Here is a 25,690-nt window from a genome sequence, read left to right as displayed (position 1 = left end):
CCGACGGCACGTCGATACGGCGGCGTGAAGGTCAGTCGAAGATGCCGACGGATTCGGAAAGTCGGACGACCTCTTCCGGCGAGAGGTCGAGCTCGGGGGCCCGCGCCGAATCGATGATCGATGCCGCCCGTCGCGCCCCGGGAATGGGGATCACGTGGGGGTCGAGTGCCAACTCCCACGCGAGGACGACGCGCTGCGGGCTGACGCCGTGTCGCTCGGCGAGCTCGCCGAACACGGGGTACCGGTCGCCGACCTGTCGGGCTCCTCCACCGGTTCCACCGAGGGGGCTCCAGGGCAGGAACGCGATGCCGTGGGCGCCGCAGTATCGGAGTTCGTCGACGCTCCCCGGGTGGCGCGGAGAGAATTCGTTCTGCACGCTCACGAGTCGGTCGCCGAGGACGCTCTGAGCGAGCGCGATCTCTTCGACGCTGGCGTTGGAGATGCCGACGGCGGCGATCACACCGTCGTCGTGAAGGCGCGCGAACGACTCCATCACGTCGCCGTAGAGGCGCGTGCGGTCGGGGCGGTGGTACTGGTACAGGTCGATCGTCTCGACGCCGAGGTTCTCACGCGAGCGATCGGCCGCGCGCCGAAGATAGTCGTCGGACCCGTCACGTCCCCACACCTCACCGTCGCTGCGGGTGATGCCACCCTTCGTCGCAACCAGCACCCGCGAGGCATCCCCGTTCCAGGTGCGAAGGCCCTCGGCGACGACGCGCTCGTTGTGGCCCATCTGGTCCCAACTCGGGGCGTAGCAGTCTGCCGTGTCGATGAAGGTGACGCCCGCGTCGAGCGCCGCATGCACCGTGTCGATGGCCTCGTCAGCGCCGGGGACCTGGTTGTCGTTGTTCATCGACAGCGGCATCGCCCCGAGGCCTATCGCAGACACAGGGCGGCCGGCCAGCGTGCGCTCGATCATGGTTTTCCTCTCGTGGGTGACGATCCATCTTCGCAGTCCGACGACGCGACAGCGCCGTTCCGCGCGGCGAGACCCGCCCGCTGCGCGAGGGCATCGAGGATCGGCATCGCCATCGTCGTGTCATCGGTCCACTCCCCCGCCTCGTGGCCGAAGACCCCGACCCCGAACTCGGGAACGATGTGATCCGCCAGCGCCGGGCCGAACTCGTACTGCGAGCCGAGCGCATCTCCGGCAGCCATCCCGACGACGGCTCCGATGGCGCGGTCCACCTGTGAGTCGCTCGGGCTCAGCGAAGACCGTATGGGACAGTCATCCGTCGTCATGCGGCCATGATGGCACGCGCATCGGACACAAAGCGGAGGGGCTCAATCCCAGTCGAGGTAGTCCTCGATCGCCCACGACGTCGCCACCACATGCGTGGCCGGAAAGAAATGCGCCGCGTGTTCGACGTCGACGACGCTGACCAGGTCCGGAGCAGAGGCGCGCAGGGCCTCGCCGTTGGCGGGCGGCAGGACGTCGTCATCCGCTCCCTGCACGACAAGCACGGGGACGTCCGCGGCGACGGTTGCCGGGACAGCCCATGCCGCGCGCTGCATATCCGCGATTCCGCCGTCGAGGAAGCGAGCGGCAACACCGGAGAGGTCGGGCTCGGCAGGCGCTTGAGCCTCGACGCCGAGCAGCAGGACGCCGTTCACACGATCGTGGTGGTCCAGGGCGACGACGCGGGCGACGGTTCCACCGAACGCATGCCCGCCGACCCACGCATCGGCGATGTCGAGGTGGTCCATCAGATCGACGACGTCGCGAGCGAGGTCGTTCATCGTGACTGCGGCATCCGTGGCACGCCGCGAACCGACCCGCACGACGCGGAAGTCCTCCTCAGAGACCGAATGCGCGAGCCCCCCGAGGTACGTCGGATTCAGCCCGGCACCCGCGATGAGCACGAGGGCGGGACCGTCGCCTTCCACCGTGTAGGGGATCGCGCGGCCATCGGGTTCGAAGATCTGCGTCTCGCTCACCCCGGAATCCTATCGATCGTGCTGACCTGACGCGTGCGCTGCTGCGCCGGTCACTCCCGCATCCGGGAGCGAGCGCGCGAGCAACGTCGCCCCGGCGACGGCAGCGGGCATCGTGACGATCGCGCCGAGGGGCACGAGGAAGCACAGCTGAGTCGCGACGCCGAACCCGAGGACGCGCCCCCGCCGAGCGCGACGCATGGTGCGGCGGGTCCGCCGGTCGATCCCGCGCGCGGTCAATGCCCGTGAGGTGAGTTCGTCTGCGAGGATCCATCCCGTCAGGAGCACGCCGATGGTGCCTCCGACGACGGACCCGACGACGGGGATGAACCCGAGCACCGCTGCGAGCAGAGCCACCAGCACGCCCCGGACGATCAAGCCCGCCCCGTCACGCACTGCGCGCCAGAACCCGTACTCGGCATCGAACTCGGTGTCGCCATGGTCGGCTTCGACCACCCGCCACACGCGTTCGTAGAACGGATCGCCGATCGTGAGGCTGAGCGCCGTGAACGACACAGCGACGAGTGCGAGTGCCGCCCCGAAGACGGCGGTACCGGCAGTGATCCGCGCGATCGTCACCCACACCGGTGCCCATCCATCCGCGAAGGGCGTCAGCGCTTCGGCGACCGAGGGCAGGAAGGCGGCCAACGTGATGAGACCGGCGAAGAACACCACCCCGACGATCGCCGCGGGCACGAGTCCCCACGCCATGACCCCTGGATGCCGACGCCATTGCGCGAACCCGCGCCCCAGCATCCCGACACCCACCACGAACTCCCGCACGGCGTCAGCCTACGATGCCCTCCGAGATGATGCGGGCTCGCCGAGTGCCCCAGGCCGTCGCCTGCTGCATCGATCACCCCGCGGAGGATCACCCGGGAAGGGGCCGCCTGCGCAACAGCGGAAGCCGGACGAGCATGGCCACCAGCATGATCCCGGCTGCCAGTGGCGGGAGGGCTCCGTAGCCGAGTGCGCCGGCGAGGAACGACGGTGCGATGGCACCGACGATCGCCCCCGCGGCGACGGCACTGTTGAACAGCCCCATCGCGGACCCTTGTCCGTTGAGCGTCAGTTCGGCGGCGAGCATTGTCGCGCCCACGTAGTTGAAGGGGTATCCCACGGCAACGAGCACCAGCCCGGCCGGTCCGAGGAGGTGCTCGGAGGGAAGATGCCACAGCCACGTGGCCGTCATCAGCAGGAATCCTGCGAGGGTGATCACCATCCCCAGCGCCAGCGCCCGTGCGGCGGTCGATCGCGCGGCGAGCACACCGGCAACCGGATACAGCAGCGCACCGGCCAGCGAACCCACGAGGTAGAAAGTCGCGGTCGACGACGGTGGCACGTCGAAGGCATGCTTCATGATCAACGGCATGACGTTGAGAATCGTCTGCACGGCGACCATCGCGAGCAGCCACGTGAGCAGGAACCGCCCGAACGGGCCGCGCAGTTCGGACGCGAGCCCACCGGAAGGGTGAGGGGATGCCCCAGCCGGCTGATCGTCCGCGACGGAGGACTTCGCACCGGGTGCGAGCGACGGCGGGCCGGCGACGGGCACCCGGTGATGCCCCGTGTTGTTCGGAGCGCTCAGATGAGGCAGGCCGAATCGACCCAGAACGACGCCGAGCGCGATCACCGCTCCACCGACGTACCAGCCCATGTCGACGTTGCCGTCGGCGAAGACGGCACCGATGGCAAGCCCCACGACCTGGCCGAGGCCGAACGTCAACCGGAACCAGCCGATGCGTTCATCCCATTCCGAGGGCGGGTGCCCTTCGACGATGAAGACACTGCCTGTTGTCTGGGCCGCCCCCGCCGACACACCGGCGACGAGCGCGGCGACGATCCACCACACCAAGGAGTCGGCGAGGCCGAATCCGATCGCCGAGACCGACATCGCGGGGAACGCCGCGAGGAAGACCACACGCTGACGTCCGGTCCTGTCGGCGTACGAACCGATGACAGGGGCGGTGAGTTGACCGACGAAGAACGCGGAGATCACGACGGCGACGGCAACGGGGCCCTGGCTCTCGACGCTCAATGGGATCAGCATCGGAACGAGGGCGTTGACCAACAGACCTGCCAGCGCGTACGCCGAGTACCAGGGTGCGAGCCAGCGCGTGGCTCGGCGAAGCGGAGAAGTCATCGCACAGCATCTTCGTGGGGCGAAGGGAGCCCCGCAAACCGCCGACCGGCGGGGGCGAGGCCCGATGGTGTGATGAACGCCGCGCCAGAGGCACTCGTGGAAGAGTGGAAGTCCGTCCGGCCGCGACCGGGCATCCGCTCCGTAATCGTGAAGGAGATCGACGTGAGCCACAGTCCCGTGCGCACCGTGAGAGCCGCGACGTTCGACCTCTTGCGAGACCTGCAGATCACGACGGTGTTCGGGAATCCCGGCTCGACCGAGGAGACGTTCCTGAAGGAGTTCCCGGCCGATTTTCGCTACGTGCACACGTTGGCAGAAGCCTCGGCGGTCGGTGCGGCGGATGGATATGCCCAGATCACCCGTCGACCTGCCCTGGTGAACGTCCACACTGCCGCGGGCCTGAGCAATGCGATGTCGAACATCATGACCGCGTCCATGAACCGCACTCCCCTGATCATCACCGCGGGCAATCAGACACGCGAGATGCTGCTGATGGAACCCTGGCTCACCAACGTCGAGCCCACGGAGTTGCCGAAGCCGTGGGTGAAGTGGAGCTATGAACCCGTTCGCGCAGACGATGTTCCGGCCGCGTTCATGCGCGCGTATGCCATGGCCACGCAGGCACCCGCGGGGCCGGTGTTTCTGTCCGTCCCGCTCGATGACTGGGATCAGCCCTTCGACGGCGAGGTCATCGCACGCTCGACCTCGACGCGCTATGCACCCGATCCGGATCGCATGGCGGAGTTCGCATCGCGCCTGTCGGCAGCGAAGAACCCGGCATTCATCTTCGGGGCAGCCGTCGCTCGGGGTGAAGGGTGGGAACACGCGGTGCGCCTCGCCGAGAAGCTCGAGGCCCCCGTGTGGGCGGCTCCCGCATCCGAGCGCGCTCCGTTCCCCGAAGACCACCGCCTCTACCGGGGTGGCCTGCCGTTCGCCATCGGTCCGCTGAGCGAGAAACTCGATGGGCACGACCTCGCGATCGTCATCGGCGCACCGGTGTTTCGGTACTACCCCTATGTCGCGGGAGACTACCTCCCGGCGGGGCTGACCTTGCTGCACGTCTCTGACGACCCGAGTGAGACGGCGAAAGCACCGGTCGGCGACAGCACCGTCGGTGACGCGGTGCTCGCCATCGATGCGCTCATCGACCTCGTCCATGTCCCCGCGTCCCGGGCGACGCGCGACGCCATCGAAGCGCAGCCGCACCGGCTCGCCCCGCATCCGCCCGCGACCGCCGTGTCGGGGAGTTCCGCTGACGCGACGCCGCTCACCGCGCAGCGACTGTTCGATGTGCTGCGCGAGGTGTCTCCCCCGCAGACCGTGCTCGTCGAGGAGTCACCCTCGAATCTTGCCGAGTTGCACACAGCGTGGCCTGTCGTGCGACCGGACTCGTTCTTCACGATGGCCTCGGGCAGTCTCGGGTTCAGCTTGCCGGCTGCTGTCGGTATCGCTCTGGCCGAACGTGAGCGAGACGCCCCGCGCCCGGTGCTCGCTGTCATCGGAGACGGGTCGTTGCAGTACTCGGTGCAGGCGCTGTGGACCGCCGCGAGAGAACGGCTCCCTCTCGTGGTCGTCGTCCCCTGCAACGCGGAGTATGCGATCTTGAAGGCGTTCGCAGATCTCGAACAGACGCCCGGTGTGCCCGGCCTCGACATCGCCGGTATCGACACGGCCGGCATCGCACGAGGCTACGGATGCACGGGGGTCGACGCCGCGACGGAAGACGATGTGCGCGCCGCGGTCGACGAAGCCTGGAAACGCCCAGGACCCACCGTGATCGCAGTTCCGATCCAGCCGACGGTCCCACCCCTGGTCTGAGCGAGGCGCTTGGCACCCCACCGAGGCTCCGCCGAACTGCTGGCCGCAGCACCGGCTCCGAGCAACGAGGGTAGGGTTACGGCAGCCCAACGAAGGAGACCCATGTGCCGCGTGCTCGCCTACCTCGGTCCTGAGACACCGCTGGAGAACCTTCTCCTCAGGCCAGAGAACAGCCTGATCAACCAGGCACTCGATCCCGAACGGCACCCTGAGCTCCAGTTGGCCGGATGGGGATTCGGGATCTGGGGCAAGCACCTGCTGAAGCCCGAAGAACCCTTCATCTATCGCCGCCCCATGGCGGCCTTCTACGACGACAACGCCAGCCGGATCATCCCCAGCCTCCAGGCCAGCACGATGCTGGCGCATGTGCGAGCCGCGGCGTACAACTCGAAGGTCGTGATGGCCGACGAGAACTGCCACCCGTTCTCCTTCGAGGAGACCCCGTGGATCGTCGCCCAGAACGGCTACCTGCCCAACTGGCAACTCCTGCAGCGCGAGCTGCTGCAGCACTGCGAGGATCGGTATCTCGCACAGATGCGCGGGAACACGGACACCGAGTTCATCTACGTGCTCCTCCTCTCGCTGCTCGAGGGTGACGGCAACGAAGACGTCCAACGAGCGATCGAGAAGCTCATCGAACTGATCGCCCAGGCCATGAAGGACCTCGACCTCGGCGCTCTGACCAAGCTGAAGATGGCCCTCGTATCGGCCGACCGCATCGTCGGTATCAACGTCGGCCTCGGTCACCACGGGGAGACCAGCCCCGCCGGCGACTGGGAGGAGCTGCGGAAGTCAGCCCCCGACAGCGACGACTTCGCGCTCTCGATGCTCCTCGAGCCGATGTACCTGCTGATGGGGCGCAACTTCGACCACGATGCAACGACCTACGACTTCGAGGAGTGCGGCGAAGATGACGCGACCGGCGTCATCTTCGCCTCCGAACCCCTGACCGAGGCTGACGACTGGTCGCAGCTCGAGTTCGGCGAGATCGTCTTCCTCGAAAAAGACGGGGAGCGCATCACCAGGACCATCAACACACTGAACGTCTCCGCGCGCTAGTTGTTGAAGCGGAACTCCACCACGTTACGTTACTGTGCGCCATTATGGGTACATGCCCAAGCGCGCCGCTCTGTACCTCCGTCAGTCCAAGTCCGATGATGAGGGAATCGAGCGCCAAACCGAGCGCACGACGGCACTCGCTACGGCTCGCGGCTGGCAGGTTGTGGAGACGTTCATAGATGATGACGTCACGGCGAGCAAGCCGCGCGGGCCGAAGACTGCGTGGGGGCGCATGCTGGCCGCGTCCGAATCCATCGACGTGGTGATCGGCGTGGACCTCGACCGCGTGGTGCGCTCCACTCGCGACCTGAACACCCTGATAGACCACGGGCTGATGCTGGCCACGGTTGACGGCGAGATTGACCTGACCACGGCTGACGGGGAGTTCCGCGCGTCTATGTTGGCAGCCATCGCCCGGTTCGAGGTACGCCGCAAAGGCGAGCGCCAGTCTCGCGCCAACGCACAGCGCGCCGCCAAGGGCGGGGTGCCGAAGGGCGTGCGATTGAAGGGCTACACGACCGACGGCAAGCTGCTCCCCAAGGAGGCTGACACAGTGCGCGCACTGTTCGACGGCTTCAGCACTGGCCTGACACTGCGCACGCTGGCCCGCGACTACGACCTGACACCGAGTACGGTGCGTACGATCCTGACGAACCCTCGCTACGCTGGCCGTCGGATGTACAAGGGCGAGGTCGTAGGCACGGGCGACTGGGAGGCCATCGTGACGGAGGAGCTGTTCGACAGCGTAAACCGACGCCTTGCTGACCCCGCTCGCAAAACGAACCGCACCGGCAGCACGGCGCGTAAGCATCTGGGCACCAGCTTGTTCCGCTGCGGTGAGTGTGACGATCACCCCACGGTGCGCACGGCTGGCAGTGGTGGCCGGTACACCTGCCCCGCATGCCGGATGAATCGTACCGCCGCGCCCATCGACGACTTCGTGCTACGGCTGGCGGAGGCGCGCCTGACGCAACCGGATGCACTGGCAGCCCTCACCCCTGATTTGGACACCGACCCGCTGCACAACGAGCACGCCGCCCTGACAGAGCGCAAGGCCACACTCGCGGGCCTGGTGGCTGACGGCACAATGACCCGCGCCGACGTGAGGGATGCCGTTGAGCGGCTGAATGCACGGCTGACTGAGATTGACCGGGCGCTGGCAGGTGCTGATCGTCCAGCCGTGATGCTCACCGAGGACGAGCAGCGGGCAGGCGTGGCAGCGCTGAACCTGGATCGGCAGCGGGCGCTGATCGACGTCTTAATGGGGGTGCACCTCGTGCGCGTGCCGCGTGGCAAGCGGGGCTTCGACCCTGACACAGTGCAGGTGCTCTGGAAGGGCTAATCTGCGGGCGTTTCCGTTTCAGCAGGCTCCTGCGGGAGATCCACGACCAGCCCGTTCGGTCCATACCAGCGGACCTCTCCAGTCGTGAATGTCACCTTGCCGACCAGGCGAGCGCTGAGCTGCCACTCGGAGAGGTCGGGCTCGTCCTTCCCCTCCGGCTTGTAACCCCAGACGCGGCGCTCTTCTCGGCGCACGTCCGGAGCGGGAAAGTGCGGCGGCACAGGGTCGCCCTCGCTAACTGCGCACAAGGACCGTCGTACGTACTCGATGTAGTTCAGCAAATCGCTAGCGTCGCGCCGTCGCAGGTCTTCAGTGCGCTCCTCTTGCTTCGACTGGTTGAAGCGGACCATCCAAGTCAGTGCATCCCATCGCTCGCGCAGTTCTTCGGGAAGAGCATGCGCATGAGTGGACGCCGCTTGCAGCAATGCAGAGGCGCGCCCGTTTCGTTCCCGGTGAACGTCCGCCGTTGCAGCGATTCGCACGAAGGCTGCCGAGCGGTCCCCATCGTCGCGGTTGACCGTCACGAAGTCCGCGAGTGCCGCAATCAGCTGGTCAGCCGCGAGTGTTCGCCGACGCTCCTGGTCCGCGCGCTGCGCTTCGCGCCGCTCCCCCGCCGCAAGGTCGGTCTCGTGCTTTAGGACCTTGGCTGTCTGTCGCGATCCCACCCATGCGGAGAGAGCGCCACCCACAATCGCACCCAGGAGAGCAGCCAACATCTCAGTCATGATTAGGACGATAGCCAAGGGCACGGACAGCGCTCGTCGGCCGCGCGGAGTTCTACGCCGACCCGGGCGACCTACTACCACCCCGCCGACCCCACCTAGCGCCCCGGCACCCCGGTCGGGCAGGCAGTCGCTGGCGTCGGTCAACACGCCGAGGCGCAAGAAATTCTTGGCGGGAGATATATGTCGGCTGACCGGAGAATTGCCCCAGAAAGCGCCGATTAGCGCTGATTTCCCCGATTTCACGACGGCCTGGGGGTGCGTAGCATTGGCCACATGCCAAACGTCCCATTCGTCGTCAAGGTCATCTGCAAAGGCACCGCCCAGCAGGCGCACCCGAAGCGACGCCTTGCCCGCTACCAGTGGGCTGAGGATGAGGGCGTGTGGGTCCGTGTGGACCAGCACGGCTCCGAGGGCGACTGGTTCCCGTATGTCACAGCTCCTGGGCTAAAGGCAGCACCGCGCACGACGCTCATCTGCCCCACCTGCGAGCAGCAGCATGTCTACGATCACGACACGTTGCAGGCCATGCTCCGGCAGGGGGCAGGCGACGGCGCGCTTGTCCTGTAGCATCGGCAGCAGCTTCACAACTTCACACCGCTGGTGATCGGCGGCATATAAGTCAGGGTCACATTCCAAGGCATTACAGCCGGTGAGCGCCGTCCTACGAGGCGGACACATTCCCGGTGCCTAGACCACTCGGTCGAGCCCTCAGCGGGGTCTTCGCATTCCGCATGAGGAGACCCCGTGGCTACCAAGCTACTCACCCCGCATCAGGCGGCTGGCCCCGTGGCCGTCGCTGTCCGCCTCAAGGACCCCAAGGCCGAGGCCGTCGCTCGCCGTAACCTGGCCGAAGCGAAGATCGCCGCTGCCATTGAGAAGGCACTGGCGGTCGCACCCCCGCTCAACAATCAGCAGATTCACCGGCTGACCGCGCTGCTGCGGACCGGGGGTCAGCGATGAGCGCACGTAAGCCGTGGACCGTGGAGGCGGATTACCCCGGCAAGAAGACGCTGACCGAAGCCGAGGCGACGAGCCACCTGCGCCACGGTCCGAAGCTGGCATGGTTCATGCCGTGGCTGCGGGAAACCCCGCTGCGGTTCCTGGGCATGCGCAAGCGCGGCGGATACGGCTACGCGCACGTCTCCGGCGGCAGCGAAGGCCCGTACAAGATCGACGTCCGCACGTTCTGGGACGAAGAAGGGCTGCGCTGGGGTCTGGACACCCTGCACGGGCTGCGCGGTCACTGCACCGATGATTGTGACGGCCTCTATTACTGGACGCCCGACACGGTCGTCTCGGGGCCGGTGATCCGGCCATGAGCGCTCTCAATGACAAGCGCATCCGAGTGATGCTCGGTGACGGCAGCATCCAGCGCGAGGTCGTGCGCCGACTCGCAACCGTCCTCGCCAAGTACCCCGCCAACCCTGCCGACTGGTCCGCCGTCCACGAAGCTCATGTGCGCCTCGCGGTGACGGTCACGCTGAAGGCCATCCATGACGAGTTGGAGGCCCGCCCCGGCTTGACCTACGACGAGAGCGTGGCGCTCGACGCGTTGCTGGGGCAGCGCTGGATCAACTCGGTGATGACCCGTCTGCGCGAGCTAGGGGCAATCGTGCGGGAGGCGACGTCATGAGCCGCATGCTGCGCGCCGCGCTGGACCTGGCTGCCGCCGGATGGGCGGTGCTCCCGATTGACGGAAAGCGCCCCATTACGGAACACGGGCACCACGACGCCACGACCAGCCCAAGGCAGATTCGTGAGTGGTGGCGAGCCGGCGACTGGAACGTCGGTTCCCCCGTGCCCGAGAACGTGGTCGTGTTCGACATCGACCGGCGTAATGGTGGCTCGCGCCGTGCTCTGGAGCGTGCAGCCGGGGTTCCGCTCGCGCGCACCCTGACCACGAAGACCGGATCGGGCGGCTGGCACCTGTACTACGTGCGCCCGTGGGAGCGCGTCACCGGGACGAAGCTGCCCGCCGGTATCGACTTCAAGGCGAACGGCTACATGGTGATGCCGCCGAGCATCCACCCCACCACGGGGCAGCCGTACAGGTGGAACCGCCGACCGATCGCACACATGTCGCTCGAGTTGGCGCGGCTGGTGCTTGAGACCCCTACTGAACGCGAGCGCCGTGAGAACGGCACCTACGACATCGGCGGGCTGCTCACTTGGGTGCGCGCATTGCAGCCGGGCGACCGTCACAACGGGCTGCACTGGGCCGCGCGCCGCGTACACGAGTCGGGCGGCACCGCACGCCACGCCGAACAACTGATCGAGGCCGCTGAGGACATCGGCTTCACCCCGTCCGAGGCCCGCCGCGTGGTGGAGTCCGCAGAGAAGGGATCACGAAAGTGACCGCCAGCAAGACCCCGAACAGGCCTGCCCGTAGGCGTCGGCCCATACCCAAGGTCACCAGTGAGGCCGACCCCACGTTTGACGACGGCGTTGCCGAAGCGATCACGAACCCCGCGCCGAAGAAGGGCAGCGACCTGCTAAAGCGGACGTTCCCGAAGCTCGACTGGATCGTGCCGGGGATGGTGCCCGACGGTTGCCACCTGCTGATCGCCGCGCCGAAGATCGGCAAGAGCCTGCTCACTCTCGACCTCGCGATTGCCTGCGCCGAGGGCGGCAAGGCGTTGGGCGTGCTCAAGGTGCGACAGCGCCCGGTGCTGGTGCTCGATCTGGAGTCGGGCGAGCGTCGGCTTCAGAACCGGCTGGCGTCGCTGCTCGGTGATCGGGCCTTGTCGGATGCGTTCGAGTACCACACCGACCCCGACACCGCGCTCGCGGTGCTGCATACGTTCCTGGAGCGGCACAAGGGGCGGTCGCCGCTGGTGATCCTCGACACGCTCTCCGGCGTGATGGGCAGCCGCCCCCGCGACATGACCCAGTTTCAGCATGAGAAGACCACCCTCCAGCCGCTGCAGAAGCTGTGCGCGGACGACCCCGGCGCGTCGATCATCGTCGTGCATCACAACCGCAAGTCCAAGGAGGGCGACAGCGTTGATGCTTCGTCGGGCACGCACGGCCTGACTGCCGCCGTGGATGGGATCATCGCTCTGAACCGCCCGGAACGCCGCGAGCCTGCCGCCACGCTGATCTGCGAGCTGCGCGACGTGGAAGGCGACGAGTACGCGATCCTCCTGGGGGTCGATGGGTGGGCGCTTGACGGCCGGACCCTGGAAGAAGCCCGCCGCAACGCGATGGAGCGCCACCGCCAGGAGAAGGTCGCGAAGCAGGGTGACCTCGGCACCGAGCTGATGGACCTGCTGCGCCTGCACGGCCCGATGACGCCCGCCGTGGCGTTCGAGGTCTACTCGCGTGACCCGAAGGCGACTGCCACCAAGCAGGGCATCCGCAATGCGCTGTCTCGGCTGCATCGGCGCGAACTCGTCTCCAAGGACGACGCGGGCAGGTACGCGCCAATGGGTGTAACCCCTGAGTTGCCTGAGTTGCGAGTTGACCCTGCACGCGCCGGTAACCCCCCAGATGTCAGTACCTCTGATGTGTGTGATGTGGGGGCCAACCCAACTCAGGCAACTCAGGGAACCAGTACCAAGCGCACGACGCGCAGGAGGCGGCGATGAACCGCCGCGAGCGCCGAGCACTGGCCAAGGCTGCACGTCTTGATGCGCGCGCCGTTGATGCTGCCAAGGCGTATCAGTGCCCCGACTGCGCTTCCAGCACCCGCCTGCAAGTGGACGAGCACGGCGTCACGCACCTGCACGTCTTCCACGACGACACGTGCCCCTGGCTGACATCGAGGGGTGGCACGAAGTGACTGAGACCTCTGCGGCTGTGTGGCCGAACCCCGAGCACCAGCGGTGGAAGAGCCGACGCCAGATGTGCGCCGCACTCCGCCACGGAACGTGCGATCCGCCAGGTCTCTGAGACCGGCAACCACTAATCACCTGAAAGCAATCAGCCCCCGCCGACCGGACGGCATCCGGCATCCATCCTCGAGAGTAAGGAACACATCATGACCATCAAGAGCACCCCGCTCAGCATCGAGAACGAGCTCAAGGGCAAAGTTGAGGGCTTCCACGCCCGCGCCAACGCGATCAAGCAGACGTACCACGAGCAGCGCCAGGATATCCTCAAGGACGACCGCCTCAACGACGCCGCCAAGACCGGCGATCTGGCCGCACTGGCTGACGCCACCAGCACGGAACTCAAGGCGATCAAGGCCGAGCAGATTAGCTACGTGGCAGGGCTGCGCACGCGGCTGGAGAAGGAGCTGGCCGGTAACCAGCCCACCGACGCCAGCTCGGTTCTGTTGCGCCGCGATGCCAGCGAGCGCGCCCGCAACATCGAGGACGAGCGCACGGCACTGGCCGCGCTGCAAGACGCCATCGCGAACGACGACGCCAGCATGGCGCACGCCATCGGGGCCAAGGGTCGCCGCTCCGGCTGGTTGAACGTGTCCGAGGCGTGGCAGTCAGCTCACCCCGGCACGGCTGGCGTCGCGGAGGCCCTCGACTATGTGGAGGGCTACACGACGAGCGGCGCATACAACCTGGCGAACAGCATGTCGTTCAGCGACCCGGCTGCGTAAGCCTCACGAGCGGGCGGCAGGGTCTTTCTGACTCCTTTCAACCTGCCGCCAAGTGCTGGGAGTTGTGACCCAGCGCCCCCGACCCCTGGCCGACCCGCATAGGCCCGGGGTCTTTGGGGTACTTGGGGGTCGGCCCAGCCCTGCCGTTCGGCCCAGCGACCGTCTAGGCCCGAATGCGCCGATGACCTACCCCAGCGCGTGCCCGCTGCCAGCGGCAGGGCCACGGCACATCCCGTGACCGGTACTCAATCGCCGTCTTGCGACAAGGCAGCCCTTCCGGCTAGCTTGCTCAAACTCGAATGCATGTTCGATGCACGCCCTGCAAGGAAGGTTCCGCACCATGCTCAACAGCCCGAAGGAGCAGCACCGATGACCACGATGATCGGCTATCTGCGCGTGTCCACCGAAGAGCAAGCCAGCAGCGGTCTCGGTCTTGATGCGCAGCGCGACACCATCCAGCGCTACGCCACGGCGCACGGTTGGAATGTGCTCTGGTACGAAGACGCGGGCCTCAGCGCGAAGTCGCTCGCACGCCCCCAGCTACAGGCCGCGCTCGATCGGCTGGATACCAGCCCTAAGCGCCGCGACGTCGACGGCATCGTGGTGGCCAAGCTGGACCGCCTGAGCCGTAGCGTTGCCGACTTCGCACGAGTGCTGGAACTGGCCCGCTCACGCGGCTGGGCGCTCGTCGCCATCGACCTGGGAGTGGACACCAGCACCCCGACCGGCGAGCTTGTGGCTAACGTGATGATGTCGGTAGCCCAGTGGGAGCGCCGGGTCATCGGTGAGCGCACCAGCGCGGCGATGCAGGCAGCGAAGCGCCAGGGGCGACACATGGGCCGAGTGTCGGTACTCTCATCCAGCACTGGTGCCCGCTTGCTAGCGCTCAGGGCGACGCACACACTCGCCGCGACTGCCGCGCAGTTGGAGGCCGAGGGCCACAGGACCGCCTCAGGTGCGGCGTGGTCGGCGAATACAGTCGCGAAGGTGCAGAAACGCCTCCGTGCCGCTGATGCGTTCTCTCCCGAGGAATGCGACACTCTACCCGCGACGGCGTAGCGGTTGCGAATCATGTATGGGTTCTTGCGAAGCCCTGCGGACTCCGGCTCGGCTATTCTGCCAGGATGGCCAGTCTTTTCGGTGAATTTCAGTTGCGCGAGCTAGCGGCCGATCTGCCGATCCCCGATCTGGCCGACAGAATCGCGATCCTGAAGACATGGCAGAACGACTACCACAACGGCACGTTGAAGTCCGACAACGAAACGTCTCGGGAGCAGGCGTACAACCGGGACATATTCGGAAAGGTGCTCGGGTATGTTGACAAGCCCGCGTCGCCCTTCAGCTTCGAGGCGAAGTCGTCAACCGACACAGGACAGATTCCGGATGCTCGGATCGGGTGGTTCGACTCCGTGGCGCAAGAACAACGAACGATCGCAGTGGTCGAGCTCAAAGGTGCGTCGATCTCGCTGGATAGACCACAGAAGAACCACGGCAACCTGAGCCCCGTGCAGCAAGGCTTCAAGTATCGCCCCCAGTATCGGGGTTGCGAGTTCGTGATTGTCAGCAACTTCTTTGAATTCCGGCTCTACAACGACAATCAGCTGGACTATGAGGCCTGGACGCTTGACGACCTCGTGGACCCTGCCGACGACTACCTGACGTTTCGAATCTTCTACCTACTGTTAGCGAGTAGTCGCTTCGTGTCGCCCGCAGGCAAGACGCCGACGCAGGAGATGCTCCTAGACATCCGCGGCAAACAAGAGGAGATCGGCCGTCAGTTCTACTCGGATTACCGGGATACTCGCGCGCGTTTGATTAGCAGCATCTGGCTGCTAAACGGCGACCGCGGATTCGAGTCCGCCGTAGTTATCGAGAAGGCGCAGAAGGTCGTGGACCGGATCGTGTTCGCGTGCTTCGCCGAGGATCGCGGCCTGCTTCCCGAAAAGACTGTTGCCCGGGTGCTCCGCGACGGAGAGGCCAGCTCGTTCGGAAGCCTGTGGTCGATGTTCCGTTCGTTCTTCGAGGCGATCGACCAGGGCAGCGCGAAACTGGGAATTGCGAGTGGCTTCAACGGCGGCCTTTACGCAAAAGACGACGTTCTCGATTCAATGAAGATCGGCGACGCTGCTCTCCGGGATCTCGCCAACTTGAGCCAGTACAACTTTGTCGAGGACCTTAGCGTCTCGATTCTCGGCCACATCTTTGAGCAGTCAATCAGCGACCTTGAGCTCATCCAAAGTGCCGCCGCATCCACGGGTTCTCTCGCAGAGTCGAGCTTGTCCCAGCGGAAGATGGGTGGGATCTACTACACACCCGAAGCGGCGGTTCGCTCCATCGTCGATGAATCTCTGGGAAGGTACCTCCGCGCAGCTGAGGAGCGCTTCATCCGGGACAACAATCTTCGTGAAGGCATCGGGGACAAGAAGTACGCAGAGCTTGAGCGTGTTGCGTACACGCAGTATCAGGAGTTTCTGCACAACATCCGCGTACTTGACCCCGCTTGCGGCTCCGGCGCCTTCCTTGTTGGAGCGCTCGACTATCTCGCCGCCGAGCATCGGCGCATCGCTCAGATTCTCGGCGCGGATTTGCTTGCGGGAGAGGACTTCATCAAAGAGATTCTCCAGCAGAACCTATTCGGCGTGGATGTCAATGCAGGTTCGGTCGAGATCACGAAGCTGAGCCTGTGGCTGAAGTCAGCGCGGAAGGGCCAGAAGCTCACCACGCTGGACGCGAACATACGCTGTGGCAACAGCCTGATTACGGACCCTGCGGTCGTCGGAACTCATGCTTTCGTTTGGGAAAGTGAGTTTTCCGGCGTCTTCGGCGACGGCGGCTTCGATGTAGTCATCGGTAACCCGCCGTATGTCGATTCCGAGACGATGGTTCGCACCTCCCCACTGGAGCGCACGTTCATCACGGGCGCGTTCACCTCGGCGAGTGGCAACTGGGATCTATTCGTGCCGTTCTATCAGCGAGCATTCGACCTCACGAAAAGTGGAGGGATATGCTCCATGATCGTCCCCAACAAGATCGTCAGCGCCCCATACGCCCGAACCCTTCGTGAGTACATCGAACAGCACGGGTCCCTTGTTTCGATCACGGACGTGTCCCGCGATGGAATCTTCGACGTGGATGTTTACCCGGTGATCGTCACGACCTGTAAAGCACCGTCGACGGAATCGGTGGAAGTTGCGTCTGGTCTGGGCCCTCACAACGAGGTCGTCCGGGTTAAGCTTCCGGGCGACGGCAACTGGGCTGGCCTGTTTCATGAAGCGCAGTCCACCGCAACTCGACCGCTCTCAGCGATCGCGGTGGTGCACTCAGCGGCTGCGGTCGCAGAGGCCTACGCGCTGAAGGACGTGCTCGAAGACGACGCGGGGTCCGCGACGAAACTCAAGGTCATAAACACAGGCACCATCGATCCGTACAGCGTCGACTGGGGACTTGGGCCCATGAGATACATCAAGCAGGTCTACACCGCTCCGGTCGTCTCGGAAGCCGACTTGCCCAAACCGAAATCCTGGCTCAGCGAGCCAATGGTCGCTGTTGCAGGGATGGCTCAGCGCGTCGAAGCTGTGGTTTCCGAGGCGCACACGTATCTGCCCGCAAAATCAACCGTCGTCGTCGTTCCGCTCAGCGAACTCGACGCATACGGTCTGGCGGCACTCTTGAATTCGACGCCCCTCAGTGAACGATTCATCGCGGCGAATCAGTTCGGCGCGATGGCAGGTGGCTACATCAACATCACGAAGACGAACCTGGGAATCGCGCCGATACCGGCCGATTTGTCGAGTGTGGCGAGTGAACTCAATCGCCTTGGCCGAGTTGCAACTGACCAGCGCGACGAGCTGTACAAGATGACTGCGACATTGCGGTCAGTGCTCTTGTCTGAGTTCGGGGACATCGCCTGGAGCAAACGACTTCTGCGCTGGTGGGAGCTCGACTTTTCAGAGTACGCGGCAGCGATCGGCGTCAGTATGACGTTGAATCGGAAAGCGGAACTCGTAAAGTTCCACGCTGACACACGCAGGGAAGCACTCGTGCACGCACGCGCGTTCGAGCAGGCGATTCTCGAGATCGATGCGACGGTGGAGCGGGCGTACTCGGCGGCCGCCGAGCAGGGAGCAGCCTGAAGCACTTCTGGTCGTCCGCGCAGCCGTCGCCTTAGCCTGAACGGGACCGTTCCCGACAGTACGGCAGCGGTCTACACGCCGTGGCTGAGGCCGGTCTTGGATGCCGTCGGGACGGTGATACATGGTTCAAGTACCGAACACACGTTCGACTCACCGCCAGAAGGGTTCCACATCATGGCCAGCAAGCCCACCGACCCCAAGTCCCTCACGCCCGTCGAGACCGTTGAGGCTGCCGCCTTCGAAGAAGCACTTGAGCCCATCGAAGCGGCCATCCAGGCCGTCGTGGACACGTTCGGCGTCACGGTGCAGCGGGCACGTCTCAAGGGCATTCGGGCGCTGGCCTATCAGGCGCTCGTTGAGAGCATCGAGGCCGGCGATCTGGACGCGCTCACCCAGCGCGCTATCGCCAACGTCGGCAACCTGCCCACCGGCTGGACCGTCAGTCCGCCCAAGCGTGCCCCCAAGCCCGAGCGCGCCGCCAAGGCCACACCGAAGCCCTCCAGCCAGACCAACGTCCAGAAGGCGGCTGCCACTCGCAAGCCCCGCGCCACCAAGGGCAGCACCGTCGCCACCGCCGAGGGCGTCGTCATCACGGAGCAACGCCACGTGGACGCGTAGCCCGACACGGCAGCCCCGTAGACGACCCCTGGCCGAGCGCTGGGGGTCTTCTGCCGTATGGGGTCGGGGCACACGCGTTCGCTCGCCAGCGGTCGCCCCAGTTCCGCCAGCACCCTACGCGCGCTCGGCAAGGAGGTCAGCGGCGGACACATCGAGCGTTCCGGCAAGGCGGTAGATGATGTCGAGCGTCGGGTTCCGCCTGCCGCGCTCGATGCCGGAAACGTAGGTGCGGTCGAGGTCTGCACGGTGGGCGAAGTCTTCCTGCGACCAGCCGCGCTCGACTCTGAGCTCACGCACTCGTGCGCCGAAGGCAGCGCGGTGGGTTGGAACGGGCACCTATCCACGCTCCGACTATGCTGACGATGAGTCAACGGACTATGAGTCACATTGCCGAAGGAGTGTTCGCATGCCCGAGCAGCCACCCCAGTCCCCAGCCGCGCCGAAGAAGGCGTGGTATCTCAAGTGGTGGGTCTGGCTCATTGCGGCGATTGTCGTCATCGGCGGTATCGGCGCGCTCATCAATCCCGAGGACAGCGGCAGCCCATCGGGGGCAACCCAGCCGACACAGCCAGCCCCCGCCGAGCCATCTGAGACCCCTGCCCAAGTTGCCCCGCTCGATCTGGAGGCGTTCCTTACCGAGTCGGGCATCGCCTTCGAGAGCGCCGAGCTATCCGCACGCAAGGCGTACATCTATGTGCCAACAGAGACGACCAATGAGCAGGCTCAGCAGATCGCCACCGACGCGATGCTGTACATCTGCGACCACGCGGCACAGGGCGGAGACAGCTTCCCAGCAGCCAACCGGGTTGAAGTCTCCGACGGAGTCAGCCCGGCCACGCCCGGCTACGACGTGGACGAGCATCCGTCGGGCTTCGCCAACGACGATGTCTGCGACGGCTGACCCATGCGCAGTATTGCCATGACCATTGCTGTGCTCACGCTGGCCGCTACCGCACTCGCCGGATGCACGGGATCGACCGAGGCGGCTCCCAGCACATCAGCTGACACCGCCCCGTCGCCCTCTGCGTCTGCCCCGACTCCCAGCGCCACGCCAACGCTCGACCCTGAGCCTGACGTGCCCTGCGACAACGGACCCAACGATTCAGCTACCGGCACGGTCGAGACCAACGAGAGCGGAGTCCCCATCGCGTACATCGTTGAGGCAGGCGACACTATGTGGGGTATCAACAATCGGTTCTGCCTGGACGATGTCGCAGAACGCAACGGCATCAACCCCGGTCAGATCTACCCCGGCGACCGGCTCACCCTCGAAGCCAGGGGCTAGACCCAGTAGCGCGCCTCACACCGCTGTCGGACGGCGTCTCTAGGCTGGCTCTTATGAGCGTATGGCGACCTTGGGATGCGGATGACGACGAGTACGAAGAGCGCTCGCTGATCCGCGAACTCTTGCCGCCCGCACTGCACGCGCCCGTTGTTGCCTGGATACGCAAGGAGCTTAGGCCGACCGGCATGTACGCGCACGTGGACATGAGCCGCGTCCATGAACTCCAAAGTGGCCTCCAGGTCGACTTCCGTCAACCTCGCTTCGTTGAGGCGGACGACATGGTCCGAGCGATCACACAGAAGGGCGAACAGTTCGTATCGCGCGTGGTCGACTTCTTCCTGTCCTACTACGAGGATGACCACCTCGGCCGGATGCCGAGCGACGTAGAGAACCTGAAGTGGCACTTCGACAGCACCGCGTCAGCGGCTGACATCGCCCTTCAGGATGGCGTATATCGGCTGAGGCGACGGGTCCCGGAGGGAGTGGAGGAGCTAGCGGAAGCCAGCAAGCAGTCCGCCCCAATGCTCGCTGGTCAACATCTGGGAAAGGCATGGAGCGAGGCGTACGCGCTGACGCCGAACACTAGCCTCGTGATGACAGAGGCGATCAAAGCAGTCGAGGCGGCGGCGCATCCTGTTGTGAGTCCGACCGCTAAGAAGGTCAGGCTCGGGATGATCACTCAGACGATCAAGGATCAGCCCGGATGGGCTCTCGTGTTCCCGAACCGCGACGACGGGCACCCAGATCATAAGGCCGTCATAGTGGGCATGCTGGAGACACTCATCATCGCCCAAGCTGACCGGCACGGCGGAGTTGCACCGTCCGTGATCGAATCTCAAGGGCACGTCCAGTTGGCCTCGACCCTTGTGCAGTGGTTCTCATCAGGCGTAGTCGTGCGTCAGTCAACTGCCTAGCAACGGTCGGCTACTGGTTTCGCGTATCCACACCGCTAACTGTGACGGAACTCCACGACGTCGCCGTCCTGCATCACGTAATCCTTGCCCTCCAGCCGCGCCTTCCCGCGCGAGCGAGCCTCGGCGACCGAGCCGGCGTCGACGAGATCGTCGAACGAGATGACTTCGGCCTTGATGAAGCCCTTCTCGAAGTCCGTGTGGATGACGCCGGCCGCTTGCGGCGCCTTCCAGCCCTTGCCGATGGTCCAGGCGCGAGCCTCCTTCGGCCCGGCGGTGAGGTAGGTCTGCAGCCCCAGCGTGTCGAAGCCGATGCGGGCGAGCTGGTCCAGACCCGATTCATCCTGCCCCGTGGATGCGAGGAGTTCCGCAGCATCCTCCGGATCCAGGTCAATCAGCTCCGACTCGATCTTCGCGTCGAGGAAGAGCGCCTTCGCCGGTGCGACCAACGCCGCCAACGCCTCGCGGCGCGCCGCATCCGTCAAGACGCACTCGTCGACGTTGAAGACGAAGATGAAGGGCTTCGCCGTCAAGAGGCCGAGCTCCCGGATCGGTGCCAGATCGATTCCCGCAGCCGACAGCAACTCACCCCGCTGGAGGGCGTCGCGCGCATCGATCGCCGTCTGCAGGACGAGCGGATCAAGCTTCTTGCCGCGCACCTCTTTCTCGTACCGGGTGATCGCCTTGTCGAGGGTCTCGAGATCGGCCAGCTGCAGCTCGGCGTTGATGGTCTCCATGTCGTTCTGCGGGTTCACCGCGCCGTCGACGTGCACCACATCATCGTCGGCGAAACCACGCACCACCTGGGCGATCGCATCGGCCTCGCGGATGTTCGCGAGGAACTTGTTGCCGAGTCCCTCGCCCTCCGATGCTCCGCGCACGATGCCAGCGATGTCGACGAACGACACCGCTGCGGGCAAGATCCGCTCCGAGCCGAAGATCTCGGCAAGGGTTTCCAGCCGAGGATCCGGCAGGTTCACCACACCGATGTTCGGCTCGATCGTCGCGAACGGGTAGTTCGCCGCGAGTACCTGGTTCTTGGTCAGGGCGTTGAAGAGGGTCGACTTGCCGACGTTCGGGAGTCCGACGATTCCGATGGTGAGAGCCACGGGTGACGAGTCTAGTTCGTCAAGGATGCCGCATCCCCCACGTATGCGCGGCGGTCGCGGCGCGCCTGCGTGCGCGATCGCGCAGCCACGGTGAAGCTGGGCGCGTGGCCCTGGACTTCACCGCGATCGATTTCGAGACGGCGAACTCCAGCAATGCCTCGGCATGCGCGGTGGGACTCGTCCGAGTCCGCGGCGGAGAGGTCGTCGCGAAGACAGGATGGTTGATCCAGCCCCCGCCCGGACACGACGCCTTCTTCGAGCTCAACACCCGCATCCACGGCATTCGCGCAGAAGACGTCATCGACGCACAACCGTGGACAGCGCAGCTCGATGCGCTCGCCGCCTTCGCCGGCGCCGACGTCCTGGTCGCCCACAACGCCGGATTCGACATGGCCGTGATCAAGCGGGCGTGCGAAGCCACCGGCGACGACTGTCCGCCCTACCGCTACGCCTGTAGCCTCCAGGTGGCACGGAGCGTCTACTCGCTTGAGTCGTACCGGTTGCCGTTCGTCGCCGCCGAAGCGGGATTCCCGGATTTTCCGCATCACAACGCGACGGCGGATGCCCTCGCGTGCGCGCACGTCATGATCGATGCGGCGCGGCGCGTCGGCGCGACCGACATCGCGGATCTCGCCGAGCGGGCAGGTGTGCGCGTCTCGCAGATCAAAACGCCCGTCGAACCCCGCGTCGTCGCGGCCTGACCGCGTTCTGTTGTTCAGCGAGGCGTGATCGGCTGTCGTAGCACCGTCCGGAGTTTCTCCGGCGCCGTGCGGCGCGGGTCGGCGAGGTAGATCTCGTGGTGCGGACCGTTGAACGTCACCCCTTTGGCCGGCATGAGCTCATCGTGCAGCCGCTGGAGCGTCGGCGCCTCGTCGTCGTAGCTGCCCACGTGCAGAATCTGCAGGCAGCGTCCTTCTGAGAGCACCCGGACCTCGACCGGCGGCAGTCGCGGCTTCTTCTTGCGCGCGGCAGCGAGCCCCGCTGCGACGTCTTCCGGGTCGACGGCATCCGGGATCGGGATCAGCATCGTCCACTCCCATGCGCCCTTGTCACGCGTGACGAACGACCCCGGATCGGCGCTCGACCACAGACCCTCCAAGGGGCCGACGACGAACATCGTTCCGCGCGCCTTCGACTGTGCGCGGATCGCGTAGGCGGTCGTGAACAGTGCTTCGACGGCCTCGGCGTACGCCGCCGACGCGTTGGGGTCGCCGCGCCCATCCACCGCCAGATAGGTCATGTCGGGCACATCGACCTCGACGAAGTCATAGGCCGGTGGCGCATACAGGTCCTTAAGATCCTTCTTCAGGTCGATCGTCATGGCGCCTCCTTCATCTGCGACCAGTATCGTCCTTGCCCCCGACGATGTCCGAGGCCCCGTGCATGATCGACGACATGGACGCCCTCACGGTATCGATCCTCGTCATCCTCGCCCTCGCGCTCGGAGCACTCGCCGGGTGGGTGGCCGCGCTCGCACGGGTAGCGGGCCGCACGGCACGTCTCGAAGGCGAATGGCGGGCCACAGCGGCGGTCGCCGAAGCCGCGCGCGACGGGCTCCAGGCGCAACTCGATCATCAGACGGCCCTCTACCGCGACCTCTCCGCCCAGTCGCGCGCCGATCAGGCCTCTCGCGAAGAACGCGACCGTCGCGAGCAGGCCGTGTTGCGCGCCCTCTCGCCGGTGCAGGATGCGTTGCAGACCATGCAGGCGAAGGTCGAATCGCTCGAGCACGACCGGCACACCCAGTTCGGCGCCGTGGCCGAGCAGCTACGCCGCACACACGACAGCGAGGAGGCCTTGCGGGCCACGACGGCATCACTGGCGGGCGCTCTCCGTTCCGGTGCGACGCGGGGCGTCTGGGGTGAGACCCAGCTCCGTCGGGTCGTCGAGGCGGCGGGGATGACACGTCACGTCGACTTCGACCTGCAGGCGTCGATCACCACGGACTCAGGCGCCGGGCGCCCCGACATGGTGGTGCGGTTGCCCGGAGACAAGGCGATCCCCGTCGACGCCAAGGTGCCGCTCGACGCGTACCTCGAGGCCAGCGCCATCCCCGCCACCGCAAACCCGACCGAGCTCGCGCGACGGGACGAACTGCTCGCCGCCCATGTCAAGGCGGTGCGCGCCCACGTGGCGGCGCTGTCGAAGAAGGCGTACTGGGCCGGTCTGTCAAGCAGCCCCGAGTTCGTCGTGTGCTTCGTTCCGAGCGAATCACTCCTGGCCGCCGCACTCGACGAGGACCCGACGCTTCTCGAGTTCGCGTTCGGCAAGCGGGTGGCCCTCGCCTCGCCGGTCAACCTCTGGGCGTTGCTGAAGACGGTCGCCCTCACCTGGACGCAGCAGGATGTCTCGCAAGAGGCGCGCACGCTGTTCGATCTCGGAGTCCAGCTCTACGAGCGGCTGGGATCGCTCGCGGGCCACGCGGACGATCTGCGCAAAGCCATCGAGCGCACAGTCGACAGCTACAACCGGTTCGCGGGTTCGCTCGAGTCCCGCGTGCTCGTCAGCGCGCGTCGCTTTCCCGGCATCGACGAGACCAAGCTCGACTCGCTCACCGAGCCGGCCACGATCGACACGTCACCGCGGCGGCTGACCGCACCCGAGATGTTGTCAGGTCTCGAGGGCTCCCACACAGCCGATGTGGGACAACTGCGTCAGCGGCTGTCGGCCGACGACTGAGTCGGTCAGGCCCCGCCGGGGATGAAGCTCATGAGGGCGATGACAGCCGCGGAAACGAACACGAACGCGCCGATCATCCACCAGGCACTCGGTTCGTGCCCTTCATCGCGCCGCACGCGCAACAGCACGTCGGGGCGCCGCGCAGGATCGACCGCGTCGGCCACGACGGCGTGTGCACCGGTCTGCGGCCCGGATGAACGCTGCCCTGAGCTCTGGGCGGATGCGGACATGACGAGTCCTCCTCGAGGTGGGTGACGGCGGCTGATCGCCGCCTGCGCCACGTCCGATTGTGCCAGACGTGTCGACGGATCGCCGGGATCCGACGTCAACTGCGCGTCAGAGCCACTTCGACGTCAGGTGCTCCGACGAGATCCGGCGGAGCGTTCCGGACGCGCCGCGCAGCACGACGCTCTCGGTGTAGACGTACCCGCCTTCGCGGCGGACACCGGCAACCAGCTGGCCGTCGGTCACACCGGTCGCCACGAAGATCGTGTTGCTGCCCTGCACGAGGTCATCGGCTTCGTAGACGTGATCGTCGACCTTGAGCCCGGCGTCGATGCCCTTCTGCGTCTCGTCGTCGTCCCGCGGCCACAGGCGACCCTGGATGTGTCCGCCGAGCGCCTTGATCGCGCATGCCGTCACGATCCCCTCCGGACTTCCGCCGATGCCGACACACATGTCCGTACGCGCGTTGTGTCGCGCCGCGTTGATGCCGCCGGCGACGTCGCCATCGGACATCAAGCGGGTGCCGGCACCCGCCTCACGGATCTCTTCGATCAGCTGCTCGTGGCGCGGACGGTGCAACACCGAGACCACGATCTCATCGACCGGCTTGCCGAGCGCCTTCGCGAGCAGACGGATGTTCTCGCCGATCGGCAACCGGATGTCGACGACGCCGACACCCGCCGGTCCGGTGACGAGCTTGTCCATGTAGAACACCGACGACGCGTCGAGCATCGTGCCGTGCTCGGAGACGGCGATCACCGACAGCGCATTGTTGCGCCCGGCGGCCGTGAGTGAGGTGCCGTCGATCGGGTCGACGGCCACATCGCACCGTGGACCGCGGCCGTTGCCGACACGCTCGCCGTTGAAGAGCATGGGGGCGTCGTCCTTCTCCCCCTCGCCGATCACGATCGTGCCGTCGAAGTTGACCGTGGTGAAGAACGCCCGCATCGCGTCGACGGCGGCGCCGTCGGCATCCTCCTTCCGACCCCGCCCGATGAACGGCACCGCACGGATCGATGCGGCCTCCGTCGCGCGGACCAGCTCAAGTGCCAAGTTTCGATCGGGATGCAGCGGACTCATGTCTGCGGTCAGACTCACCATGGCGCCCAGCCTAGTCAGCCGGGTGCAGGAACGACGGTGATTCGGAGCACGA

General features: G+C 65.9%; 30 protein-coding genes. 19 read left to right on the top strand and 11 right to left on the bottom strand.

Translation table 11 applies throughout. The annotated features are described in order from the left end of the window. Nucleotides 1–31: 31 nt before the first annotated feature. The 5 genes from ACFQZV_RS07350 to ACFQZV_RS07330 form a co-directional block, all read right to left on the bottom strand. On the bottom strand, nt 32–919 hold the full coding sequence (locus ACFQZV_RS07350) for an aldo/keto reductase (RefSeq protein WP_378750203.1): 888 nt from the start codon (nt 917–919) through the stop codon (nt 32–34). Then, on the bottom strand, nt 916–1,242 hold the full coding sequence (locus tag ACFQZV_RS07345; RefSeq protein ID WP_378750205.1) for an ADP-ribosylglycohydrolase family protein: 327 nt from the start codon (nt 1,240–1,242) through the stop codon (nt 916–918). Before ACFQZV_RS07345 ends, ACFQZV_RS07350 begins: the two co-directional genes overlap by 4 nt. Before the next feature lie 42 nt (nt 1,243–1,284). Continuing rightward, on the bottom strand, nt 1,285–1,938 hold the full coding sequence (locus ACFQZV_RS07340) for an alpha/beta fold hydrolase (protein WP_378750207.1): 654 nt from the start codon (nt 1,936–1,938) through the stop codon (nt 1,285–1,287). Between the two features lie 9 nt (nt 1,939–1,947). Continuing rightward, nucleotides 1,948–2,718 (bottom strand): EI24 domain-containing protein, encoded by a 771-nt coding sequence (locus ACFQZV_RS07335; RefSeq protein WP_378750209.1) that lies wholly within the window; start codon nt 2,716–2,718, stop codon nt 1,948–1,950. A gap of 88 nt (nt 2,719–2,806) precedes the next feature. Further along, a complete protein-coding gene (locus tag ACFQZV_RS07330; protein WP_378750211.1) occupies nt 2,807–4,078 on the bottom strand; it encodes an MFS transporter in 1,272 nt (423 codons plus the stop codon). A 162-nt stretch (nt 4,079–4,240) separates the two neighbouring features. Here ACFQZV_RS07330 and mdlC point away from each other — a divergent pair, with 162 nt between their 5' ends. From mdlC to ACFQZV_RS07315, 3 genes are all read left to right on the top strand, one after another. Then, on the top strand, nt 4,241–5,896 hold the full coding sequence (gene mdlC / locus ACFQZV_RS07325; RefSeq protein ID WP_378750213.1) for a benzoylformate decarboxylase: 1,656 nt from the start codon (nt 4,241–4,243) through the stop codon (nt 5,894–5,896). Nucleotides 5,897–5,998: 102 nt separating this feature from the next. Then, nucleotides 5,999–6,955, top strand: a complete 957-nt coding sequence (locus ACFQZV_RS07320; RefSeq protein WP_378750215.1) for a class II glutamine amidotransferase — start codon at nt 5,999–6,001, stop codon at nt 6,953–6,955. Nucleotides 6,956–7,007: 52 nt separating this feature from the next. After that, the gene (locus tag ACFQZV_RS07315; protein ID WP_378750217.1) at nt 7,008–8,297 is read left to right on the top strand and encodes a recombinase family protein; all 1,290 of its coding nucleotides are present in this window, start codon (nt 7,008–7,010) and stop codon (nt 8,295–8,297) included. On the opposite strand, the gene ACFQZV_RS07310 is transcribed toward ACFQZV_RS07315, so the two are convergent. Next, nucleotides 8,294–9,022: a hypothetical protein gene (locus tag ACFQZV_RS07310; protein ID WP_378750219.1), complete on the bottom strand. Its 729-nt coding sequence runs from the start codon at nt 9,020–9,022 to the stop codon at nt 8,294–8,296. The genes ACFQZV_RS07315 and ACFQZV_RS07310 overlap by 4 nt on opposite strands. A 273-nt stretch (nt 9,023–9,295) precedes the next feature. Here ACFQZV_RS07310 and ACFQZV_RS07305 point away from each other — a divergent pair, with 273 nt between their 5' ends. From ACFQZV_RS07305 to ACFQZV_RS07255, 11 genes are all read left to right on the top strand, one after another. Beyond that, complete coding sequence (locus ACFQZV_RS07305) at nt 9,296–9,589, top strand: hypothetical protein (protein ID WP_378750220.1); 294 nt, start codon at nt 9,296–9,298, stop codon at nt 9,587–9,589. A gap of 177 nt (nt 9,590–9,766) precedes the next feature. Then, the gene (locus ACFQZV_RS07300) at nt 9,767–9,982 is read left to right on the top strand and encodes a hypothetical protein (protein WP_378750222.1); all 216 of its coding nucleotides are present in this window, start codon (nt 9,767–9,769) and stop codon (nt 9,980–9,982) included. Continuing rightward, complete coding sequence (locus tag ACFQZV_RS07295; protein ID WP_378750224.1) at nt 9,979–10,341, top strand: hypothetical protein; 363 nt, start codon at nt 9,979–9,981, stop codon at nt 10,339–10,341. The genes ACFQZV_RS07300 and ACFQZV_RS07295 overlap by 4 nt, the downstream gene beginning before the upstream one ends. Further along, nucleotides 10,338–10,655 (top strand): hypothetical protein, encoded by a 318-nt coding sequence (locus tag ACFQZV_RS07290; protein WP_378750225.1) that lies wholly within the window; start codon nt 10,338–10,340, stop codon nt 10,653–10,655. Before ACFQZV_RS07295 ends, ACFQZV_RS07290 begins: the two co-directional genes overlap by 4 nt. Continuing rightward, the gene (locus ACFQZV_RS07285) at nt 10,652–11,377 is read left to right on the top strand and encodes a bifunctional DNA primase/polymerase (protein ID WP_378750227.1); all 726 of its coding nucleotides are present in this window, start codon (nt 10,652–10,654) and stop codon (nt 11,375–11,377) included. The genes ACFQZV_RS07290 and ACFQZV_RS07285 overlap by 4 nt, the downstream gene beginning before the upstream one ends. Then, nucleotides 11,374–12,609, top strand: coding sequence for an AAA family ATPase (locus ACFQZV_RS07280; protein WP_378750229.1), 1,236 nt, complete (start codon nt 11,374–11,376; stop codon nt 12,607–12,609). Before ACFQZV_RS07285 ends, ACFQZV_RS07280 begins: the two co-directional genes overlap by 4 nt. Further along, nucleotides 12,606–12,803 carry a hypothetical protein gene (locus tag ACFQZV_RS07275; protein ID WP_378750230.1) on the top strand — a complete coding sequence of 66 codons (198 nt, stop codon included), beginning with the start codon at nt 12,606–12,608 and terminating at the stop codon, nt 12,801–12,803. Before ACFQZV_RS07280 ends, ACFQZV_RS07275 begins: the two co-directional genes overlap by 4 nt. Nucleotides 12,804–13,001: 198 nt before the next feature. Next, complete coding sequence (locus ACFQZV_RS07270) at nt 13,002–13,577, top strand: hypothetical protein (protein ID WP_378750232.1); 576 nt, start codon at nt 13,002–13,004, stop codon at nt 13,575–13,577. 369 nt (nt 13,578–13,946) lie between these two features. Beyond that, entirely contained in the window at nt 13,947–14,636 is a 690-nt protein-coding gene (locus tag ACFQZV_RS07265; RefSeq protein WP_378750234.1) for a recombinase family protein, read from the top strand. Between the two features lie 65 nt (nt 14,637–14,701). After that, nucleotides 14,702–17,710, top strand: coding sequence for an Eco57I restriction-modification methylase domain-containing protein (locus tag ACFQZV_RS07260; protein WP_378750236.1), 3,009 nt, complete (start codon nt 14,702–14,704; stop codon nt 17,708–17,710). Nucleotides 17,711–17,884: 174 nt separating this feature from the next. Then, complete coding sequence (locus ACFQZV_RS07255) at nt 17,885–18,328, top strand: hypothetical protein (RefSeq protein WP_378750238.1); 444 nt, start codon at nt 17,885–17,887, stop codon at nt 18,326–18,328. A gap of 114 nt (nt 18,329–18,442) precedes the next feature. Here the strand turns inward: ACFQZV_RS07255 and ACFQZV_RS07250 are convergent, their stop codons facing one another. Next, nucleotides 18,443–18,664, bottom strand: coding sequence for a helix-turn-helix domain-containing protein (locus ACFQZV_RS07250; protein ID WP_378750240.1), 222 nt, complete (start codon nt 18,662–18,664; stop codon nt 18,443–18,445). 70 nt (nt 18,665–18,734) lie between these two features. Here ACFQZV_RS07250 and ACFQZV_RS07245 point away from each other — a divergent pair, with 70 nt between their 5' ends. Genes ACFQZV_RS07245 through ACFQZV_RS07235 form a run of 3 tightly spaced genes read left to right on the top strand, consistent with a single transcriptional unit; the run spans nt 18,735 to nt 20,527 of the window. Continuing rightward, nucleotides 18,735–19,229 (top strand): hypothetical protein, encoded by a 495-nt coding sequence (locus ACFQZV_RS07245; protein ID WP_378750242.1) that lies wholly within the window; start codon nt 18,735–18,737, stop codon nt 19,227–19,229. An 18-nt stretch (nt 19,230–19,247) separates the two neighbouring features. Further along, nucleotides 19,248–19,613: a LysM peptidoglycan-binding domain-containing protein gene (locus ACFQZV_RS07240; RefSeq protein WP_378783295.1), complete on the top strand. Its 366-nt coding sequence runs from the start codon at nt 19,248–19,250 to the stop codon at nt 19,611–19,613. A 53-nt stretch (nt 19,614–19,666) separates the two neighbouring features. Continuing rightward, nucleotides 19,667–20,527, top strand: a complete 861-nt coding sequence (locus ACFQZV_RS07235) for a hypothetical protein (RefSeq protein ID WP_378750246.1) — start codon at nt 19,667–19,669, stop codon at nt 20,525–20,527. A gap of 35 nt (nt 20,528–20,562) precedes the next feature. Here ACFQZV_RS07235 and ychF read toward each other — a convergent pair whose 3' ends face one another. Continuing rightward, entirely contained in the window at nt 20,563–21,633 is a 1,071-nt protein-coding gene (gene ychF / locus ACFQZV_RS07230) for a redox-regulated ATPase YchF (protein ID WP_378750248.1), read from the bottom strand. A 104-nt stretch (nt 21,634–21,737) separates the two neighbouring features. On the opposite strand from ychF, the gene ACFQZV_RS07225 reads away from it, so the two are divergent. Then, a complete protein-coding gene (locus ACFQZV_RS07225; RefSeq protein ID WP_378750250.1) occupies nt 21,738–22,334 on the top strand; it encodes a 3'-5' exonuclease in 597 nt (198 codons plus the stop codon). Between the two features lie 14 nt (nt 22,335–22,348). Here ACFQZV_RS07225 and ACFQZV_RS07220 read toward each other — a convergent pair whose 3' ends face one another. Continuing rightward, the gene (locus ACFQZV_RS07220; protein WP_378750252.1) at nt 22,349–22,954 is read right to left on the bottom strand and encodes a GyrI-like domain-containing protein; all 606 of its coding nucleotides are present in this window, start codon (nt 22,952–22,954) and stop codon (nt 22,349–22,351) included. A gap of 74 nt (nt 22,955–23,028) precedes the next feature. Between ACFQZV_RS07220 and ACFQZV_RS07215 the strand changes: the two genes are divergently transcribed. Continuing rightward, nucleotides 23,029–24,312: a DNA recombination protein RmuC gene (locus ACFQZV_RS07215; protein WP_378750419.1), complete on the top strand. Its 1,284-nt coding sequence runs from the start codon at nt 23,029–23,031 to the stop codon at nt 24,310–24,312. A gap of 5 nt (nt 24,313–24,317) precedes the next feature. Here the strand turns inward: ACFQZV_RS07215 and ACFQZV_RS07210 are convergent, their stop codons facing one another. After that, the gene (locus ACFQZV_RS07210) at nt 24,318–24,542 is read right to left on the bottom strand and encodes a UDP-N-acetylmuramyl pentapeptide phosphotransferase (protein WP_378750254.1); all 225 of its coding nucleotides are present in this window, start codon (nt 24,540–24,542) and stop codon (nt 24,318–24,320) included. Between the two features lie 106 nt (nt 24,543–24,648). Beyond that, entirely contained in the window at nt 24,649–25,638 is a 990-nt protein-coding gene (glpX, locus tag ACFQZV_RS07205) for a class II fructose-bisphosphatase (protein WP_378750256.1), read from the bottom strand. Nucleotides 25,639–25,690 lie beyond the last annotated feature (52 nt).

Source organism: Microbacterium koreense (assembly GCF_042677105.1).
In the GTDB taxonomy this organism is placed as follows: domain Bacteria; phylum Actinomycetota; class Actinomycetes; order Actinomycetales; family Microbacteriaceae; genus Microbacterium; species Microbacterium koreense.
The sequence above is the reverse complement of the archived record's forward strand: the minus strand, read 5'-3'. Positions and strand labels throughout refer to the sequence as shown.